General features: G+C 47.6%; 17 protein-coding genes. 4 read left to right on the plus strand and 13 right to left on the minus strand.

The genetic code is table 11. From position 1 onward, the window contains the following. Window positions 1–93: 93 nt before the first annotated feature. From PsW64_RS23480 to PsW64_RS23525, 11 genes are all read right to left on the minus strand, one after another. Complete coding sequence (locus PsW64_RS23480) at window positions 94–1,404, minus strand: phage major capsid protein (protein ID WP_063305187.1); 1,311 nt, start codon at window positions 1,402–1,404, stop codon at window positions 94–96. Between the two features lie 13 nt (window positions 1,405–1,417). Continuing rightward, window positions 1,418–2,266 (minus strand): head maturation protease, ClpP-related, encoded by an 849-nt coding sequence (locus tag PsW64_RS23485; RefSeq protein ID WP_063305188.1) that lies wholly within the window; start codon window positions 2,264–2,266, stop codon window positions 1,418–1,420. Continuing rightward, the gene (locus PsW64_RS23490; protein ID WP_063305189.1) at window positions 2,263–3,489 is read right to left on the minus strand and encodes a phage portal protein; all 1,227 of its coding nucleotides are present in this window, start codon (window positions 3,487–3,489) and stop codon (window positions 2,263–2,265) included. The genes PsW64_RS23485 and PsW64_RS23490 overlap by 4 nt, the downstream gene beginning before the upstream one ends. After that, window positions 3,486–5,195: a terminase large subunit domain-containing protein gene (locus PsW64_RS23495; protein WP_063305190.1), complete on the minus strand. Its 1,710-nt coding sequence runs from the start codon at window positions 5,193–5,195 to the stop codon at window positions 3,486–3,488. Before PsW64_RS23495 ends, PsW64_RS23490 begins: the two co-directional genes overlap by 4 nt. A gap of 12 nt (window positions 5,196–5,207) precedes the next feature. Then, the gene (locus PsW64_RS23500; protein WP_063305191.1) at window positions 5,208–5,609 is read right to left on the minus strand and encodes a hypothetical protein; all 402 of its coding nucleotides are present in this window, start codon (window positions 5,607–5,609) and stop codon (window positions 5,208–5,210) included. A gap of 154 nt (window positions 5,610–5,763) precedes the next feature. Continuing rightward, window positions 5,764–5,937, minus strand: coding sequence for an HNH endonuclease (locus PsW64_RS28045; protein ID WP_153042423.1), 174 nt, complete (start codon window positions 5,935–5,937; stop codon window positions 5,764–5,766). 365 nt (window positions 5,938–6,302) lie between these two features. Continuing rightward, window positions 6,303–6,902 (minus strand): transcription termination/antitermination NusG family protein, encoded by a 600-nt coding sequence (locus PsW64_RS23510; RefSeq protein ID WP_063305193.1) that lies wholly within the window; start codon window positions 6,900–6,902, stop codon window positions 6,303–6,305. Continuing rightward, window positions 6,899–7,174, minus strand: a complete 276-nt coding sequence (locus tag PsW64_RS27455; RefSeq protein ID WP_153042420.1) for a hypothetical protein — start codon at window positions 7,172–7,174, stop codon at window positions 6,899–6,901. The genes PsW64_RS23510 and PsW64_RS27455 overlap by 4 nt, the downstream gene beginning before the upstream one ends. 10 nt (window positions 7,175–7,184) lie before the next feature. Beyond that, window positions 7,185–7,751, minus strand: a complete 567-nt coding sequence (locus tag PsW64_RS23515) for a hypothetical protein (RefSeq protein ID WP_063305194.1) — start codon at window positions 7,749–7,751, stop codon at window positions 7,185–7,187. Next, window positions 7,748–8,644 (minus strand): helix-turn-helix domain-containing protein, encoded by an 897-nt coding sequence (locus PsW64_RS23520; RefSeq protein ID WP_063305195.1) that lies wholly within the window; start codon window positions 8,642–8,644, stop codon window positions 7,748–7,750. The genes PsW64_RS23515 and PsW64_RS23520 overlap by 4 nt, the downstream gene beginning before the upstream one ends. Before the next feature lie 79 nt (window positions 8,645–8,723). Beyond that, complete coding sequence (locus PsW64_RS23525) at window positions 8,724–9,212, minus strand: hypothetical protein (protein ID WP_057465635.1); 489 nt, start codon at window positions 9,210–9,212, stop codon at window positions 8,724–8,726. Window positions 9,213–9,762: 550 nt separating this feature from the next. On the opposite strand from PsW64_RS23525, the gene PsW64_RS23535 reads away from it, so the two are divergent. From PsW64_RS23535 to PsW64_RS23550, 4 genes are all read left to right on the plus strand, one after another. Then, window positions 9,763–10,077 (plus strand): helix-turn-helix domain-containing protein, encoded by a 315-nt coding sequence (locus PsW64_RS23535; RefSeq protein ID WP_063305197.1) that lies wholly within the window; start codon window positions 9,763–9,765, stop codon window positions 10,075–10,077. A gap of 578 nt (window positions 10,078–10,655) precedes the next feature. Then, window positions 10,656–10,931, plus strand: a complete 276-nt coding sequence (locus PsW64_RS23540) for a hypothetical protein (protein WP_063305198.1) — start codon at window positions 10,656–10,658, stop codon at window positions 10,929–10,931. A gap of 59 nt (window positions 10,932–10,990) precedes the next feature. Next, complete coding sequence (locus PsW64_RS23545) at window positions 10,991–11,200, plus strand: hypothetical protein (protein ID WP_063305199.1); 210 nt, start codon at window positions 10,991–10,993, stop codon at window positions 11,198–11,200. Between the two features lie 10 nt (window positions 11,201–11,210). Then, window positions 11,211–11,462 carry a hypothetical protein gene (locus PsW64_RS23550; RefSeq protein ID WP_063289257.1) on the plus strand — a complete coding sequence of 84 codons (252 nt, stop codon included), beginning with the start codon at window positions 11,211–11,213 and terminating at the stop codon, window positions 11,460–11,462. Window positions 11,463–11,600: 138 nt separating this feature from the next. Here the strand turns inward: PsW64_RS23550 and PsW64_RS23555 are convergent, their stop codons facing one another. Further along, entirely contained in the window at window positions 11,601–11,993 is a 393-nt protein-coding gene (locus PsW64_RS23555) for a DUF302 domain-containing protein (protein WP_063305200.1), read from the minus strand. A 529-nt stretch (window positions 11,994–12,522) separates the two neighbouring features. Continuing rightward, window positions 12,523–18,204 (minus strand): ATP-binding protein, encoded by a 5,682-nt coding sequence (locus PsW64_RS23560; protein WP_063305201.1) that lies wholly within the window; start codon window positions 18,202–18,204, stop codon window positions 12,523–12,525. Window positions 18,205–18,475: the final 271 nt, after the last annotated feature.

Genomic DNA, 18,475 nt, shown 5'->3' on the forward strand with positions numbered 1-18,475 from the left:
GTTGAGTTCACTTTGAGGTACATGCTCATTCTCCTGAAAAAGGCTCTGCAATCAGAAGATCGCAGAGCCAGTTGGTGGCCTCGGTTATTCGGATTACGCGAAGACGAAGTTGCCCTTCACCATCGCCGCAGCACGTTTGATCGCCAGAGCAACCCGTTTACGACCCTTCATGGTCAGCATGTCTTCAATGAAGTTGGTGTCGTGCTCGGAAGAAATGAGCACTTCAGTTTCCTGACGGTCATAATAAGTTCCCGCCATCGCCAGATCGCCAGTCAACCATTCACCGGCTGACATGGTATTGGATTCCACCACATCCTTACCCCAGAGCATTGGAGTGCTCATTGAGCCTGGGTTGCCGAAGATGTATCGTTTCTGATCATCTTTCAGGAGGTCAATTGCGGCCCAATCAGTCGGGTTCATGACGAAGGAAGTTGCAACGTAATCCGCTAATGCGACCTGCAATATGGCAAGACGCAGACGATCAATTCGCGTGGCATTAGGTAGGCCATTAGCAGCAGCAAATGCCACAGCCTCTGTCAAAAGCCCCTTCAGGTTTTCCCCCTGTCCATCACCAGCAAGGATCTGCTTTTCTTCTTCCAGATCCAGACCATAGCGAAGCTCTGAATCGATCTCCGTTTGCAGGAAGTCGGAATCTGCCAGAGCTTCCTCTGTGATATTGGTGACATGGGCAATCTTTTTGACTTCAGAGGTCGCCTTCTCCCAACCAAAGCTGGATTCCGGCATTGTCCCCTCTTCGGCAACCATAGCCGCCTTATTGTCACGAACTACCTGCTTGCGGTACTTCACCAGATCAGAACTGGTTTTGCCCTTGGTCAGCAGATCCCGGATAAGCAAGCGACGCCGTGGCATGCGGATCGGATCACGCTCTTCTTCATGGTAGATCAAACCACCAGCCGAGCCTGCAGCAGTGGTGATTGCATTCGAGACGGTAACTCGCAGATTGCCTCGAGCACCACCATCGGCAAACGCCTTGATCCGTTCATCTTCCGCCACGAATGCCTGACCAAGTGTCATCACCGGAGCAGAACCGCCGCTGCCGATCCCCTCAGCCACCTGCTGTGAGATCTCCAGCGTCTGGCTCTTGATGCCTTCCAGCGAGTTTTTCAGCTCAGTGACCGAGTTGCTCAAAGCCGTCTGCTCAGTCAAAAGCTTGTCAGCTTTCTCTTTGGTTTCCTGCGAAACCTCGCCTGATTTCTTAGCCTGATTGAGAGCATCCTCTGCTGTAGATTTTACTTTAGCAGTAACCTCATCAAGCTTCTGATTGACTTTTTCCAGCAGCGCTTCAGTGGTCATAGTGTCATTTCGAACCGAGCCAACAACAGCATCAGGACGTGCAAAAGCGAGTGCCGCCAAGCAAATGGCGGGCATAAGTGCCTTCTTCATCAAACTTCTCCGATTAGATGGAATTAATCTTGTCGAGGAGGTCTTTCACTCCTGGATGAACGGCAGCGCCAGACGTGCCGTTTGGAGCAGCGCCAGACGTGCTCCCTTTCAAAGCCGCGCACAATGAGCGACGTTTTGATTTTGGAATGTTGAGCCGTACCAGGAGAATATCGAGTTCTTTTTGCGCTGCATTCGGCGACGGTTTGCGAGAGACCTGTGTTGGTTCATTTATTGCTTCGTCAGCAGCTAGTAAGGCATCTGCAAAACCTTGTTCAACGGCACTCTCACCATTTATCCAAGTCTCTTTATCAAGCTGGGCTTCCAGTTCTTTTTCCAAGATACTGGTCCTTGCATGATAGATGCTCACAGCCGCAGCATCGAACGGCTCAAGCCAGTCGGAAACCTCACGGAAAGCATGGCGATCACCACATGCACACACCCAGGTGTTATGGATCATGAAGAATGCAGCTCGACCAATCTGAATTTCATCAGCTGCCATAGCAATGATAGAGGCTGAAGAGGCCGCAAGTCCCAGCACTTTCACCGTCACCTTGGCTTTGTGCTCACGCAGCAAGTTATAGATGGCCAACCCTTCGAAGAAGTCCCCGCCTGGGGAGTTGATCGAAACAACAACATCCTTCTCGCCAATGTTTCGAAGAGCTGCAGCAATTCGCTTTGCTGTAACGCCGTCATACATCCAGCTCTCCCCAATGGGATCAAGGATGGAGATAGAGTTCTCATTTTCTGAACTACTCGCCACTTTCAGGTCAGGATTCCACCGCTGCAAAACACTATCAGTAATCGTACTTTGAAGACCTTGCCGTCCGGACAAAGGCACAGTTGGCAAATTACGAAGGCTCATTTGTCTTCCTTTCCAAGCAAGTCCACCAATCCCATAGAGGTTTGAACCACCAGCTCATCACTGTTGCCACCACGTCGTGGCAGATTGAGCTTGTCGCGGCCCTCATCACCAGACATGAAACCGCCCATCCGCATTTTGAGAAGGAAATCGCCCTTGGCCTTACTGTCCATTTGCAACATGGCTTCGCGGTTATATTCCACGTACCAGCGCCCACGTTTTTCAACGGGAATGAGATCTTTCAGGATACGCGCTTCATTTTTGATAAGTAGCGGATTGATACCAAGCGAGAGCCAGGACAACATCACCGCTTCAACACCACTGCCCCACATGGTCTGGCCATCTGCTGAATGCCCGATCACAATCGGTGGAACACCGAACCACCTGCAAACATCTTCAACGCTAAAGCGCCGTGTTTCTAAAAGCTGCGCATCTTCAGGGTTCAACTGGAGTTGTTGAAACTTGAGGCCAGATTCCAGCGTAAGGGTTTTGCCCGCTTTGCTCGATCCAATGAATTTTTCCAGCAATGTCTGAAGTTGGGTCCGCTGCTCTGCAGTGAGCTTTTGATCGGAGGTCAAAACACCTGCAGCCATCATGGAATTTGAAAATACACTGCCTGCCGTATCATCTGCAGCTAAAGCAGCACCAATAGAATTCGCCCCATACTTGATCGCCGACATGCCAAGACCGTCACCACCTCCAAAACCACGAAGATGAAACACTTTGTCAGCAGGCAAGTTAGTGAACTTACCTCGATCACGGACGTTATACTCCAGCTCGCCATTTGCTTTTCGCTTGGGAGTAACATTGAGCAAAGGACGCAGACCAACCAGCCCTTTCCCCACAAATAGCTTCTCTGCAAACGCATTGCCGCGCAGTGTCATATGCGCAGTCATTCCCTCCCAAAACTCAACGGCTGTTTGCTCGCGATTTGGGCTTTCAGATAGGATTGAGGATAAGTCCTCCTCAATTTTGATCCTGCTATCACCCTCACCCTTTTCATACAGAGCCAAAGGCAATGTGGAGAGGACTTGCGAGGTTTTACGTACACAATCCCAGACAGCAGAAACAGTCATTGCCGTCGATGCATTCACTGATTTTCCGGCAGAAGAGGAATGACCGCCCGCAGACCAGGCATCTCCACCATTGAGGTTGATCCATCCAGACTGGCCTGCCTGCAACTCTTGCCTGATGCCACGAGCCGCTGCCTTAAGAAACCTGATCATATAACCATCACCGGATTGCTGAGGAAATCGTCCAGGCCATTACCTTCGGCCTCTGGATGGCGGCTCATAAGATCAAACGCGTTGAACGCTGCTGTGAGCGGATCAATCTTCATGTAGCCGGATGCTTGTTTGGTCACATAGTCGGCATTGCCGCGTTTTTCAGTTTTGGCATTGGAAACACACCACGCCATCATTCGCGAGCCGCCATGAGCAAGAGACTTATCTGCGAGCTTTCGCGCCATACCTTTGGTAACTCCAGAAAGCTTATAGCCTTGAGGCACACCAACGAGCTGCTCTGGCTTGACCTCACGCTCAATCAACTCATCTACGATTGCAGCAACCCCGACCGGATCCAGCCCGATTGCATTCTCTTTCGGGAATAGACCACGATCCAGAACTTGCTCAATGAAGTCAGCGACAATCGGAATATCGTCTGCAAATTCAGTACAGATGAACAGGTCGCCATCTTTCTCGAAATCCTGAAGAGCTGTCGCGATCTGCTTGCGCTTTTCCAGCACGCTCTTGTGGCAGCACCCACAAGCCCAAAGCAGCCATCTGCTTTTCTCGCTCTCTTTTTCGCGCCCAATAAAGCAAAGCCCGAGAAGGTCATCCAGTCCACCACCATCAACACCAGCAGTCACAACTTCACATCGATCCAGAAACTCTTCAAAATCACGGATGACAGTGAATTCAGCAGCCTGCCAATGATCAGTCCCAGCCCACCGATCCCGTCGCAGGTTCATGCCAATCGGAACGTTCAGATGTTTGGCAAGAAAGCTTTGTTTGTCCTCTTCACCAGTGCCATCCATCGCCTCGCGCAGTTTGGATTCCAGCCAGCTCTTACGCACCGAGCGCCCGAGATTGGGGTTGGTGATGTAGAAGTTCTCAGGCTTTAGATAGTCCTTATTCTTGAGCATCTTTTTCGGGAACTCATAGAGAACTCCTAACCGTTCAGGATCATCAATCTTGCCATCACGCACATCACGGTAATACTCAAGTTTGCTTTTCCAGACCCCTGCTGGAGGCTCATCGGAATGCGTAGTCAGATAAACAACAAATCCTTCAGGACGGGCAATCAATCCGCCAGTGGCCTCCTGCAGCATGGCCGTCGCCTTTGGCTTCTTGCCAAACAACCACAACTCATCAACCAGAACGAAGCCAGCTTTTTTGCCAGATAGCGTGTCGCTGTCAGCAGCTACAATCTTGAGGTTTGAGTTTGTGGTCTCGTGTTTGATTGCTCGCAGGTGCGTAGTCACTTTGAGGATTTTTTTGAGTTCCGGATCATAGGAGACCATCGCAGCAGCTGGCTCAAAACAGTTGTTGGCCACCTCAATGGTTGGAGCCAATAGCAACAGCTCGTTGAGGTGACGCCAATTGCGAATGAGCGCTGTCACCATGATCCCTGCTGCAATAGTGGACTTGGCGTTTTTCTTCGAGATCAGGAGCAAAAACTCACTGATCAACCTCTGCCCTTGTTCCGCATCATAGGCGCCAAAGATCGCACCAACAAAATCAAACACCCACTGGTCACTGCACTCACCAAATGTCGGCATGCCAGGAACATCAACCACCTTGAGCGACTTGAAGACGTTCAAAGCTGCTTCGGCTTCAGCAGTGAACAACGGACCAAAGGGGATGAGAGATTTCCCTTGAACGATCCGCTCTTCCCAATCCACGCAGGCAGTTGACCAGTGCTGAATTTTCAAGACAGTTCTTTCTTAGTTGATCAGCTGGGGGGCCTGGGGCGGTGCAAACTTTCCGGCATAATCTTCTGCAGTTTTCTTTCGCTCTTCTTTTTTGCCGAGCGTTTTTTCAGATGCCGCAGGAACACTCTTTCCACGGTTGGCAATCGCTTCCGCCAGCTTGTCACGATCAGAGTTCTCAAGCCGGGAGAAGATTTCCTTAATCGCTGACACCTTCCCGGCTTCGGCCTGGTCCATGAGCTTACCCAGAAGCTTGGCCTCAACCCTCTCCCGAGCTTCATCCCTGGCTTTGAGCTGACGAAAATAATTCTTGCGCAAAGTGGGAGCTGTAATCCCTAAAGCTGCAGCAATTTCATCCTGAGTTTTTTCGAAAGCGAGTAACTGCATGACAAGTCTACGCTTTTCATCACTCACCATATGAGGTGGACGCCCTCGTTTTCCAAATCCCTCAGGGATTGGATCGCCTAGCAGGTCAAAATCGAAGTCGGCCAAAAAAAAATCTCTCAGTTATATCGGGGTGGGTAAGGGCAATTCAGCCCCCGGACTTTTACCCCACCCCCCACTTCCGTTATCAATCAACGCCTTGGCATCGCATCTTCTGAGCCTGCGCAGTCTTCCGGTTATGGCACCACGTGCAAAGGCATTGGAGGTTGGATGGGTCGAGATCCGCACCACCGTCTTTACGCTCAACGATGTGATCGGCGATCAGCTTATGTTGCAGCTTCGAGAAGTCCTTGCCGCACATCTCGCAGACACAGCCGCGCTGTTGCTTGATGTACCTGGCGAGCGCCTTCCATTCAGGTGTGAGATAAAACGGATCAACCGCCTTTGGTGCTTTGCGCAACGTTGGGCCCAATGTGTTCAAGCGGGGAGTGATCGACTTGAGGGGCAAAGCCAGAAACCTAAACAGAAAAAAGGTCCGCCTCTCAGCGAACCAGTTAATTGCACTTTGCACGTGCTCCAAAAATCCATAGAAACTCTTCGCGCCAACTCCGCTTCTCAGCGTCTTACGTTGACTGGGTCTCGTGTCCAGGTCGCTCTGTTTGGTATAGCGGCTCCTAACCGCTCAGGCCCCGGAGATCCACGGGATCATCCTGATATGCATGATGGTTAACGCGGCGCCACTTTGTCAACTGTCACTGTTGCTTTTGTGGTTCGGCCAAAGGCTTCAACGTCCACTCTCAAGGACTGACCACCATCAGATACTTCTCTCACAACCCCCTTCAGAAGAGCACCGGATCCAGCAGTCAGAACGACACCACAGCCGATACTAAAGAGCTGGCCATGCAAGTTCTTTCTGCCAATCTGCGCTTCACACGAGGCATCGAGCATACGTAACATCTCAGCTATGGGAACACGGTGTGAAGCCGCATCTTTGGTTGCAGCAAGAATTTTTTCCACACCATCGCAAATGCGCACCTGATCACAGGACTGACCGCCGATAACATCCAGTCCAACGAACAGATACCGGGGAAACATGGGAGCGCTCACGTCCAGCATTTGCGCCGACCGCTTCACCTTCTTTCGTTTGGGAAGCATGGGCAGGTAAGCCACCGCACCTGTCGCCGCAACGCTTGCCTTCGCCCGATCCTCACAGTTGGGGTTCGTCTGCACCACGACCCACTCAAGGGGCGCCTGCTTGATGAGAGCTCGAAGCAAGTTGTAATCCTGCTCCAACGCCCTGTTGCCTGCATTCGGTGCCTGGTTCATCCCTGAACCCCGCCGGACTTTGACGCAACCAACAACCAATCCCGCGTCTTAGTCGCTGTATGCGTATCACTATTGCGAGCAACTGGAGCCTCATTAGCAGGCTTTGCCACCTCGGGAGAGCTTGCCAAATGGAGCACATCACGTTCCTCATTCAATCTATGCAGTGGCATAGGTTTGCCCTCCATCATCAGCAGCCAGCGTTGCGACATCGCAACCGTAAACTTCCAGAAAAACAGCGTTACAGAGATCCATACGTCGTTTGGCAAAGGCATTGATCATCATCTAAACGGGATGACGATCAGGCAAAGGTCGCTCTGTGCATCCTGTCTCGCCATAAAGCACCTTCAACGCTTCCATGCGCTGTGTTTTCAGGCGAGCTTCTCGCGATTGCACCTCAACAATCAGTCCTTCAATCTCGCGATCAGAGGGAAACCTGTGCTTGGTTTTTACGAAATCAAACAGCACGGAAATCCAGTCTCCGTTGCAAGCCTCTAACGTCTGCGCTTTGCCATCAGCCAGAAGGATGCGCATCACCGCATCAGTGGGCAGGCTATAGCGGCGACCACCCCGCCGTTTGCGTACGGGCTTCACACCCATCACCGCTTTGCATGCAGCGATAGCAACCGCATAATCCGGCCATCTACGCCCGGAAACCTCCCGTGCAATCTTGGTTGAAGCAAGCTCGAGCGTCTCAACCTCGAACCCGCCTAACTGTTTGCACAGCATGTCAAAATAAGGTTTCTTTTCTTCACCGGGAACCATGGTGAACTTACCTGAGAGCGGTTTGACGAAGAAGTGCATCACATCGGCATAACAATCTTCAAGGGACTTTTCGTCGAGCTCTGTCATCGGGCGTACTCCGCTTCAAGCTCGGCAATCACCTCCCGGCAACTCTCCCGCTCAAGCTCTTCCCGCTGCGCCCGTTGCCGTGCAGCTTTCTCGCCCAACCGCTGGTATTTGCCATAGATTTTCGAGACTTCCAGCCGCGCCTTGTGCGCAGAAAGCACCGCTCCGGTGAAGTAATTCAGCGAATGGATCAGGCCGGGAGCCCGTCCAGCAACCTCGCGTACCGCTGTGACTACGTCCTGCTCCAGGTCACAGCCACGCACAAACCAGCCGATGGCAGGGTTGGCACCGCCCCGCAGTTCCTCAACATCAAGCCCCACTGAGGTAAGCAGAGCGGCAACTCCGCGCATATACCGCCGTGCTGCCTCGCTTTGCTGCAACACGCCAGCAACTGGAGGCATGGAATTTACCTCAACAGCCCCACTCGCAGCCGCTTCGTCATCAACATCAGAAGTTTTTAAAGACAAGTTATTATAGCTGCCCGTCTGGGCGGGCATCCCCTGCCCGTCTGTGCAACAGTCTGCAGATACATGCCCGTCTTCAATATCGGCAGCAAACAGGTCCATCTGCTCCGGTATCGGCATGTCTTTATTGATGACCCGATAAGTGTAGGAGCAGCGCCCGCCATCAGGGCGTTGGCCCGCGTTGCGCTCAAGCCAACCTGATGCCATCAACCGGCTGATGGCCCGATACACCGTAGATCGCGCCACACCCAACAGCTCCGCAATCTTCACTTGAGAGCGATAGCAGATTCCGTTTCTGTCGGTAGAGGAACACAGAACACCCAGCACATCACGGTCACGTGGCATCAGGCTTTGATCCGCATAAACCGCCGCAGGCACAAACGAGATACGCGGGCGATCTGCTTGGCTTTCAAGGGCTAAAGTCGCGTTCATTACGTCCCTCCATTTTCAGGTGTGCTCCTTGAAGAACACATCATGTGAAATGACTGAGATACTCAAAGTCACAAAACGCTCATCCCTCTCCAACACTGTCAGAGACGGAGGATTTGTAGGCTGAGAGGTATTTGGCGTATTCCTTTTGGGCGGCTTCGAACATGCCGACGATGCGGTTGTGTTCGGCTGGGGTGATCTCCCAATCAGCAGCGGCTTCCGAGGCGGCTTTGATGGCATCACAGGCCGCCTGAACCATATCAAGAGCACAGGCAGCCGGGGTTTTGCTGGTTTTTGCGTCCAGTTTGGTGGTGATGTAGCCAAGCGCTCGCAAGTGCGCGAGCGTGAACACCGGATCACTGCCGATGGAGACCAGCTCTTCTTCCAGCTTCACCAGGCTCATCAAAGTGATGTTGCCAGCCTCATTCACATCAGGCCATTTTTTGATGGTGGTCAGGCCAAGTTCCAGAAAGGCAGCAGTGCACTCCTGCCCACCAAAAGCTTTGATCAACTCTCTGGTCTGACGACAGATCCAGACTTTGCGCCCGTTGTTCGTTCTGGAAAAACTCATAGGTACCCGATCCCTTCCAGAAGCCCAATGACCCATTGAGGATCAGGCCATATGTTGATAGGCGAGAACAAAAACCTGACAGCGTGGGCAACTAAAAACAACAATTCGCAATCATCATGTTCTCAACGACAAAGCAAAAGTGAGAGCAGCTGAGTGATGCGCCAGCTAATCAGCTGCTCTCACACAGATGAAGACTAAGGCCTCCTCTCAAGCTGAATGCGTCAATCAGACGAGGCATGACACAGCCCTCTCTGTTCAGAGGAAGTTTGCGCTCTTTTCCAGTTGAACAAAGAACGAGGAAGAGACCGTCCCTTGTCCCTAGCGAGTTCCTCAAGAACATCAAACCAAGCAGCCGGAAAGCGGTCATTATGAATAGCCATAGCGACAGCACTCGGCTTAACGCCAAGATCTTGCTGTATACGATCTCTTCCTAGTTCAATAACGATGGTTTTTGCGGTATCCATGACAATAGAATTTCAAATTAATTGAACTTTTGCAAGGTCAAATTTTTATGTTTTTCAATTTATTTGAAATATGAGAACTTCAAGCCATGACATTTAATGAGATCACATCCCCAGAAAGCATTGCCAACCGCTTGGTTTGGCTGCGAGAATATACCGGCTTAAAAAAACAAGAGTTTGCCGCAAGCATCAATGCAAGCCCATCTCAGTTGAGCAACTGGGAAAGTGCGACCAACCGCCTTTCATTGGATGGAGCACTTCAGATAAATGCACGATACGGAACATCTCTTGATTTCTTATACTTAGGCAGAGTTGAGACATTGCCACAAAATATGCGAAGCGCCTGGGCATCAAGATCCCTAGACAACACCTCCAGCATATCCATCGACAAGTCAGCATCATAAGCCACTCGCATCAATAGATCTAACCTCTGCTCCTTATTCATCGTCAGCACTCTTTCACACAAAAGATCTAAACAATAAAAACGCAGCAAAACCCTGCAACGCCACCTCTTCCTCACCAGCTCCACACAATGAGAGCTTTTAGCTCATGTAGTAGTCCGAGCAGCATACACATTTGTGAGCCCCTTGCGTCAACCTCCCCCAAAACAAACTCACTAACTCCGCACCACCCCCACCCCCTCACACGCGCAAGAGGCTAACGGGCTGATCTGCAAATGCCGCTTCCGCAAAGCTAGAAAAAGGCGATAAAACAACGCCCTCAGCTGCACAGGCCTCACAACTAGCCAAACAGCCCTCATCCGGAAAAGACAAGCAATCCCGAGCTTCCCACCCTTTACTCTGATCACCTCTCAAGTTATTCAACACAGAAACGAACAAGCGAGCGCCAACCTTACTGAAGCACCACCTTCGAAGCTAGGCTTACGACAAAAATATTCAAATTATTTGAATTTTATATTGACAGTTCAAATTATTTGAATTTACATTCTCTCCATCAACTACTCGTTTTTTTGGAGATCCAGATGCCCAGTGCTCAAGTCATCCAGTTTCCCGGAAGCCGTAAAACCACCCCATCACGCCCTGTGAAATCCGCAGTCGAGATTGGCTTTGAGGCTCTTGAAGTCAGTTCCCAAACGCAGACCGACACCTGCTTTGCCCGCGATGACCTACGCGAGATGCTCCAGATCTCTCCCGACAAGAAAGCCGCCATCGCAAACCGAATCTATTCACTGCGCGAAAATTTCGTGGATGCACAAATCTCCCTGACAAAACTGCTGAAACAGATGGGCCACACATAGCAGCGCCGCCTGTCCCTCACGATCATCAATTCGAGTTCCCACCCTAAAGGAACAGACCCATGACCAGCATTGAGAATGACGTCTTTAGTGATCACTGCAACGTGCCCCTGTTCCTCTTCAGCGAGGCCATGAAGCTGGTCGTTCTGGCAAGCTTTGCCGCCACTCTGCTCTTCCTCACCCCTGCGCTTGACCAAACAGTGATTGAGGCAAAACACAGCGTCCCTGCGGATTTCATCGCCGCTCATCTTGCCGCATTCGAAACCAGGTAAGGAGGCTAAAGTGGACCTCGCCCCACGCCGCAAGAAAGCACCTCAACCATTCCCGGTCGCCAACCTCCTGCCGCGCTCTGACAAGGAGCAGGAGATAACGCTCGAACGCCTCCTCAACGCCCAGAAAGTCATTGCCACCCTCATCGCAGCAGGCAACACAAAGTACCTCCCGATCTTCCAACGCCTGAAACACGAGATCAAAGAGTTCCAGCAACGCGAGGACGACCTGGCATTGGCGCTACGGATTGCGAAGGATGATTAGGTGGGTGAGATAGAGAGAGAGCTATGGTGACTACAGCGGGCACTCGCCTCGAAGCTGCGCATACCCATTTTTAAAAAACCCAGAGCCCTTTAAAGGACTCTGAGCAGTCTGAATTTCTTGATCTGGTATCGAGCTCGACTACTTGGCAGCCTTGGAGGTCAGCTTCGCCAAAACACCACGCATTTTTTCGATTACCGGTGATTTATCGACATCATCCAGATCCTTCATTGTTTCCTTCGGATCTTCGTAAGCCAACCAGACCTGACCCTCGGAATCCTCATAGACCTGAACTTTAAGTGGCAGGTACAGGCCTGCCCGCGGGTCGATCTCCATCGCAGGGGTACCAAGAACCGGATTACCGAAAATCAGCAACTGGTTCGCCGGAATGGACATACCAACCTTTTCAGCTCCCGCAGCATGGTCAACACGAGCAAATATTGTTGCCCCTGCCTTCCTTGCGGTAGCCTCCATCGCATCCATAGTCTCCTGCACTGCTTTATTGGTATCGACCTTGATAATATCTTGAGCCATGACGGGATACAAACTCCCAAGTATTAGCGCTGAAGCCAGAAACAAACTACGCAAATCACTATCCTTCTTGTGAAATTAATCCGGCTTCGGGGAACATATAGCCAAATACGCCAGAAGCCCGACTTAGAAAACCAAGCCCTTCCCCTACCGGAGTTTGATTATTTAACTATGGAAATATTCCAGCTACATATAAATTATTTTCACATGATCGTGTCTGATGGACTGATGGGTGTGGGATGGAGCGTGCCGCAACTGCGGACTGAAGGTTAGCCGAGTAGTTGGATACCGAAGCTTACGGCTTCTGCGCATTTGGCATGGCGCATAGACCATTAGCTGCCGTTCGACTTTGATCCAGTGCGGTCAAAATCTAATTGTGACTTCAACTTCTGAGCGACTTGGTCCAACTTACTTCTTAAGAAAAAATTGATGCATCAGAACTGGCTTAATGTCTTATGAGGGAGGTATCACTTATTAGAACACCTCTCACTCAATGTGTCTGGGAAAGAAACGAACACTAAGTATTAACTGATTAAATCAACTTAAATGCATAATAGCAACCGCCAAGGCTACTCTCCTTACCCCATCTTGTATCGTCGATTTTTAGTCTTGCAATCAAAGCAAAGTTACCGCTGCTATTCTCTCTGATTAGGTGCATGATTTCTTGATGACATTTAAGTTGTGTACCGATATTGGGGCCTAGCTCACTTTTTCTTGCAGGAAACCATTGATGTAACCAATATTTCCATTGGACTATTTCATTACCTGTAGCATCAGCATAAATCACAGCATCTTCTTTGAAGCCTTGGGTAGGCGGAGGTACGCCGATAAAAAAAGCAGGCTGGAAATAGCCCCGGCCTAGCAGATCGGTTAGCCATCGACCGGTATGCTCAAAAAATAATTTTTTGGTGACATGTGCCCCGTGCGCTGAAGAATCATTGTGAAACAATTCTTCAATTTGAGCTTGATCCAATAGGGTAGTGTCACAATTAATCAATGCTATCTCGAAATCAGCCTCCAATTTCTCTTCATCACATTTCATCGGCCCTGAAGCGCGCAATACAAACTCATTATCCATTGAAAGGCTAATGTTATTTAGAACAGCGTCGACATCTATACCGCCATTCTCAGTCTTAAAGTGCGAGAAAATTGGCCAAAAAGCAGGCTTTTGGGATGGCTCCAATCGTCCCAAAGAGTCCTCGAAAGGGATTGTTAGTAGTGACAGCTCCCTTGCTTGGTCATTACTAATGATGTCTTCTCCTAGAGCAAATTCAACCGTCTTAAGAAATGCAGATAAATACCCAGCCTCAGCACGCCACGATAATGAGCATCCAATGTTATCTCTCCCATTGTACTTTTCAGAACAGAAGCTATGAGGATTAAAGGTAGGTATATATGCTCGTTTCTTGACCTTATTCCATTCTATAGCAAGTTGATTTTGAATGACTTCTTTGTGTTCGTTTCCACAACACTGTTCGAGTAGAGAAGCATACATTTGGGGAAGGCCGTTTTTATAGATTTGCTCAATAGGTGTCGCATCCTCTGAATCTGTTTTAAGGTCGATGTCTTCAAACTGGCTCGAACCAAAAAATCTAGCCATGTAATATTCAGAGAGATATGAAGGGTATTTAATCGCTTCCCTGATTTCTTTTTCCTTAATCCCTACGTCACCAGAAAGAGTTAATATAGATAGGAAGTCACAAATTTCCATTTCCAAGTCGAGCTTTGAAAGCTTAAGGAGATAACGCTCCTTAAAGTTAGCTTCAGTTTTTAATAGCATTGCAATCTGTTTTGCTGATTTAAGCCGAGCTTGCTTATCTGGCCAGAAATAGTAGGCCAATAAGATGTCGTAGGGTGCATTTGCTATTGAATAGCTCTCATCCGTCCATTCAAGAATAGGTAGCGGTAAATGAGAAACTTCTTGCTCTAATGAGCTAAGCATCACATTGGTAACAGAAATGGCTAGCTCGTGCTGATCAACATTGAGAAAGAACAATACCAATGAACTTGTTGGGACGACTTTCCAAACATTTTCATCGCCAAAATCTTGAATACCTTCCAGAGTTTGAGCAAGAATATCTTTCCATCTATTTTTGTAAATACGGGCATATTTTACGATCTGTTCTTCAGATGTAGCACCTGACCATTTTGACCAATGACGGTTGTCATTTATATCGTTGATGCACCACTCCAAGGCTTGGTTCTTTCCTTGGAGTTTATGACTGATATCAAATACCGCTGGTAGGCATCGCTCTAAACCCCAAACTTTTTCACGCCCCTCTATGTAAGCCTTACGAAAAGCTTGAATGACATCTAATCCTTTTCCATGATTAGCCCAAACCTTTGCCCATTCTTCAACTTGCTCATGATTAAGAAAGCGATGTTCACTTGTTAAGGCATCGATTAATTCTGAAAGTCTATCTGGTGGGAAATGATCGTAATTTAATTTCACATAGCCATTATCAAACGGAGTGTCTTTTTCTTCAGAAACTGAATAATGTCCGCCAATGAAAGCTAACTGAGCATCATAAATGAACTTTAAAGAAGCATCATTCTCTGACCGCTCTTTGAGCGTCTCTAACCAGCTTCTATTCAACAGGCTACACAAAATCGAGTGATCTGCAGGGGCATTTAATGGGAAGTATTTAATGTATGCTGAGATAACGCTATCAACCCAGGCCCAATCCTGCTCGTGTAAATGGTACTCTAAAATCGCGGGCAATTTTTCCGGCATAAATTGGGCGATTAAGTTGATGAACTTTTCTGGCAGATGGCGTATCTCTCGCTCAGTGAAGTTAAACATCCCGATCGTGAATGGCGCGACTCTACTTAGCCATTCTCTGTGATGACCGACTTCAAATTCGGCACAATATTCAACGGCCTTATAGAGCTCATGAAACGTTGTATCCTTGCGTTCACCATACCCTAATGTGTGTTTGCCGGCAGTTTTTATGATTTTCGTCACTACTGTATTAAGTCGAAGACCGTTCGCAATCTTAGCGAGCTCAAGAGCATCGTTTGCAAGATATCCAGTACTTTCGCTTCTTTGATAAAGATCATTATGAAGCTGAGTAACAAGCACCTCTAGAACTTCACTTTTTACCAAGCTGTCAGCAGATCTCTCAGATAGACATTGGAGCCAGGCGTGAGCATTCCAATACTTGCAATCGTGAACTTGGCTGAACTGATTAATATCAAGCTCAATAGATTTATTACACGCGTGAGCGATTATATATAAATCTACTGAGATTTTGCTCAATACATGCTGCGCTGTATGCCATAACATAGACACGTCATGACTGATCTCCCGACGGTTAGGGAATTTAAGTTCATCAAAATATGCATAAATAGATAGTGGGTTAACCTTTTTTCGGCGATTAAGATCTATAGCCACTTGTTTTGCTAAGAATGAGAATGCAGCATTCATGGACTGTAGAAATGCATCTTTTCCATGACCAATGATGACTGGCTTTTCAACATCATCACAAGATGAATTCGCGAATTTAGATAGTTCCCAAAAGAAAAAATCATAGTGTGATATCTGATTACTAGATTCAATCGAATTGTTAATCTTCACATCTTCAGAAACTAGAGAAAAGTAAAGTGCGCCTAAAGCATTTAGCTCTAATTCTGGAGCTTCAGGGCGATGTGTAAGATTTATTCCTTCTAAGCAGCAAGAAATTACAAAACTTCTGTTGAACTTATCTTTTGAATGAACTGGTATCGTCTGCTCTGAGAGGTTAAATATAACTTCGAAATTCCCTGCGGATATTAAATGATCTAGGAAATTATCAAGAAGGTCAGAATGGTGTTTGCTATCTACTGGTGTCAGCAACTTAAAAAATTTATCTATGTGCTCTTCACCTGCATGGGAGAGTATTTCTATACAGCAGTTGATTAGATCATGAATACGGTCCTGCTGACCGTCAAATGAGAATTTACTATAAACACGCAAACGCCTCATAACTTCATTATAGCAACTCAAAATAATTCCTGGATATTCTTCTTTTTTGGCCCATGAAAGTGCTACTAGTTCAGCGTCTGAAGCCGATCTTAAATTTTCTGTTTTAAGAAGGTAGACGTGGTCTTCAGACGAATGCCGTAAAGCAAGCGCTGATAAGCTAGGGTAACTTTGAATTTGAAATTCTGGACCATTGATCAACCGTATGCGAATTAGGCGCAGATCTACGAGCTTAGGATAGTTCTGATCATTGAATGCATACTCTTCGGCTTTGGAGATAATATGATCAATATGTGCCAACGAATAGCCTGAAGAGAAACTTTCTAGTACCCATTCCCTCGTCACGCCATTAATTAATGGTAAGGCATTGCCCAGACTGGCAGAATTAATCCAGTGCCAGCCCCATTGCCAATAACTAGGAGCATCTTTTTCGAGCCATTGATCAATTTTCTTGCGCAAAGAGAGATCAAGCGAGGAAAAGTATTGTTCTCTAACAACGAAAGCTTTCAAACTGTTGTGGTATGGTTGAACTCCAACTTTGGAAAAATCTATCAAGTGTTGAATTTCAGCAAATGCATTCTCAAAATCTAAGGTATCTTCATAACATAGAGATAAATGATGTTTGCTTGGCCAGGCGAAATCCGTAGCCGCAATAAGACATAAGATATTCCTCGCTCCAGCACTTAGTCGCCCCCAAAGAGATCTATAGTAGGTATTTATATCCTCGCTACTTACCTCTTCCAACTGGGAAGCAGCAAACTGGCTGATACAACGATCGGTGTAGATAAGCTGTTGAAGTGCATAGATAAGATATAGAGGATAGCCTTTAGTCTTCCGAACCAACTCAATTGCAATGCTCTCAATCTCATCTTGGCCCTCATTAGCCAATGAGAATTCGCCATTATTAAACAGGACTGATAGCCAAGTACGAACGCAGTCTTCATCCATATTTGGAATCTGCGCCCAATCATCACGTTTTATCTCAGCGATCAGTTTATTCGGTAGTGCCTCGTCTCTAACTGGCTGAGTACTAATGAGAAGGCTCATTCGGTCTAAGAACGGATGCAACCTATTGTATAAATGCTCCAACTGATCAATATTTGAACGCTCTCGATACACATGATCTAAGCCATCAATAACAACAATCAACTTCTGCTCAGCACGATCCAGATAATCTATAATTTGCGTTATAGCGTTGGAGAACTGCACATCAATTTTATTATTGTCGTCTAAAGTTACCTGCTCTGCTACATCGTTTGGTAGATATTGCTTTATTTGTAATATTAGAGACTTGAGAGCATTTTCACTATTTAAACGGTCAATAATATTGTCAGTTTGTAGCCAGTAATGGTGTCGAACTACAAACTTACCTTGTTCCGTCAAAGTTTCAGAAAGATGGGAAAGGTATGTACTTTTTCCTGTGCCGGGTAGTCCTGATATAACCGTGCAACCACATCGGGAGGTAGCTTCTATGATCTCTGCATGAAATTGTGCGGAAGGAGGAGTGTAGCCAATCGGGATTTCAAATTCTTGTGAAAGTGGCTGTGTAATGTTGGTTTGGAATATGCGACGAAGATCTGAAATATAAAATGCGCCGTCATCACTTGGAAATTTTTGCTTGAGGGCCGATTTTTTTACAGCTTCTTTAAAGCGATACCATCCCTCGTTTGAAGTATGGTCGGGAACTACATTGCTTTTAAGATCTATATCATATTTCTCTATCGTCTTCAGGCTGTGATGAAATTCAAAACAGCCAAAAAAGTGTCTAACTTTTTGCTCATCACCTATCTGAGCAATCAGCTCCTGTCGTCGGTTGTCTGACAGCTTGTCGAATGAGATTCTATTATTCTCTAGGTTTCTAAGCAGTTCGTCGTCTGGGATTCTATTTGTTTTTAGGCATGCGCTGTACAATTCACCACGCTCTTGAATGGTAGCAACATCATGAGACCACTTTTGAACTAGTGAAGTTCCTCTCTTTTTTTTACTTAAGAGCCAATCCAAGCTTAACGCCAAATCTTCTCGACTTGGATCAATAGTAAATTTGACTTGGGTGAGTTCATATCGGTCATCACTTCTACATGCGATGACATCATCTAGCCCTTCTAACTTATCTTTTAAAACCTCACCTTCAACTTTTATCCATTTATAGCGCTCTGGATCATGATACCAGTTGAGGAGAATCTCGATGCAAACGAGATCTTGATATTCGTAACCTGCTCTTGTCAGCTGAGTTGGTTTAATAGAGCTCGTCATTTTTCAATCACATATTGTAAATTTGATTAAGGATATCGCTTGGAGAGTTTACTAGGAAGCTAAATCTAGAATCCTCACCTCGATACCTAAGCACCAACTGCATCAATTATCTACTGGCGTATAACAGGGCACGTACAAAAGCACCCAGCAGACCCTCTAAGAATTTTCCTCAACCCTTGATTGAGTTGCCCCAATGGCCGGTTTTGGCCCGTTCAGCAAGTTACTCTGTGGCTATAGCGGGCAATCACTCTAGACTTGGTCAATTACAACC

The organism is Pseudovibrio sp. W64, assembly GCF_001623145.1.
Classification (GTDB): Bacteria; Pseudomonadota; Alphaproteobacteria; order Rhizobiales; family Stappiaceae; genus Pseudovibrio.